This is a genomic window from Streptomyces sp. MZ04, assembly GCF_004684775.1.
Lineage (GTDB): Bacteria > Actinomycetota > Actinomycetes > Streptomycetales > Streptomycetaceae > Streptomyces.
Genome location: NZ_SRIC01000548.1, coordinates 1 through 1,720, shown reverse-complemented (window position 1 = coordinate 1,720; position 1,720 = coordinate 1). Strand labels below are relative to the sequence as shown.

Below are 1,720 nucleotides of genomic sequence, written 5' to 3'. Positions count from 1 at the left end.
GGGCGGGGGCCAGCGGGGCGCCGTCGGCGGACCGGGCGCGGTTCGAGAACCAGATGATTTTGCCGTTGGTCGCCGGGCAGTTGCCCCAGCCGTCGCTCAGCGCGGCGATCTGCGCCAGGTATCCCTCCGGCCCGCAGTGCGGATGGCGAAGGTCGCGTTCGCTGTCGGACACGGCGGTGACCAGGTGCTGTCCGTTCCACCACATCTCGACGACGGTGTGCTTGTCCGTCGCGTGCGTGTCGATCGCCTGGAGCAGCACGCCTGCGCAGCGGCTGACGCGCTCGACGAGAACTCCCAGACCCCAGTGGCGCAGATGTGCGGCCAGAATGCGTCTGACCTGCTTGATCCTCTGTGGGCTGATCTCCACCTCAAGGTGGTAGTAGCGGGGGACCGCGGTCTTCATCGCTCTTGACTCCTCTCAGCGAAGCCTCCGACCGGTCGGCTCGGCGAGCCGCCGCCCCGAACACGAAGCGTGAGAGTTGATCGCTTCTGAGTCATTTCAGAGTGGGAGTACTGCTCCATTCGTGCAACACGAGCAGGTCGGGACGGTCATTGAAGATCCAACAGGACGCTGTGCACGCGGGCGTGCACTATGAGTCAGGACTCGGGGAGAACGAGAAGGTGACCAGCGTGATGCTGCTGCCTGCCAAAGCCGAGGTCGCGTGGCATCTGGGCCAGTACCGGGCCTGGGAGCGGCTGTTGCTTTCCGGCCCCGCCGACCGCGGTGTGCGAAAGCACTTCGAGGACAGCGGATACACGCTGTGCGTCCTGATGGGGGAGCGCACGGCGCGGCTCGCCGCGGACACGGCCGAGCGCTACCTGGGGCTGCGACAGGTGCGTCGGCGGCGGGTGGTCAGCAGCCCATGGCCGCCGGTCACACGTGGCCGCGGTCCGTGTCCTGTGCGCCCGAGCGCGGCAAAGGAGAGATCGATGACCCGACCTCCGCGGACGAGTCCCGCCCCGTCGATGCCCTCCGCTCCGGCGGCGAGCCCGGCTCCGGAGGAGGCCCCGGTCTCGGTGGAGACCTCGGTCTCCTTCACCGTGCCCATTCTCGACGTCGGCCCGGCCGTCGACCGAGGTCGCAGGCCCGTGAAGGCGGTCCCGGGGGAGACGTTCCAGGTGACGGCAACCCTGTTCGGCGAGGGCGACATGCCGGTCGGTGCCGAGGCCGTGCTGACCGGCCCCGACGGCAGGTCCCTGCCCTGTGTGCCCCTGCACGAGCTGGCTCCGGGCACCGACCGCTGGGGCGCGGACGTGACACCGGACGCCGAGGGGCGCTGGACGTACGCCGTGGAGGCGTGGGCGGATCCGGTGGCCGGGTGGCGTCGCTCAGCCGAGATCAAGGTCCCGGCCGGTATCGACGCCGACGTGATGCTCGAAGAGGGCGCGCTGCTGTACGAGCGGGCCGCTGACGGAGTGCCGCACGGCGGGGAGCGCCGGACGTTGCTCGACGCCGCGGAGGCTCTGCGGGATGAGCTGCGGTCGCCCGCCGCCCGCCTGGAGGCCGCGCTCACCCCACGGGTGGACGAGGTCCTCTCACGGCACCCCCTGCGCGAGCGCGTCACCCGTTCGCACGCCTTGCCGCTGCTGGTCGAGCGGCGGCGGGCGCTGTTCGGGTCCTGGTACGAGTTCTTCCCGCGCTCCGAGGGCGCTGTCGTGCGCGAGGGCGAGCCCGCGGTGTCCGGCACCTTCCGTACCGCGGCCGAGCGGCTGCCCGCGA

General features: G+C 70.9%; 2 protein-coding genes. One reads left to right on the top strand and one right to left on the bottom strand.

The window, feature by feature from the left end; genetic code table 11:
- Positions 1–403 (bottom strand): pep a2 (locus tag E2651_RS43015; RefSeq protein ID WP_135336699.1); only part of this gene is annotated, 403 nt, incomplete at its 3' end.
- 149 nt (positions 404–552) lie between these two features.
- Between E2651_RS43015 and E2651_RS44920 the strand changes: the two genes are divergently transcribed.
- Positions 553–1,720 (top strand): maltotransferase domain-containing protein (locus E2651_RS44920; protein WP_135336698.1); only part of this gene is annotated, 1,168 nt, incomplete at its 3' end.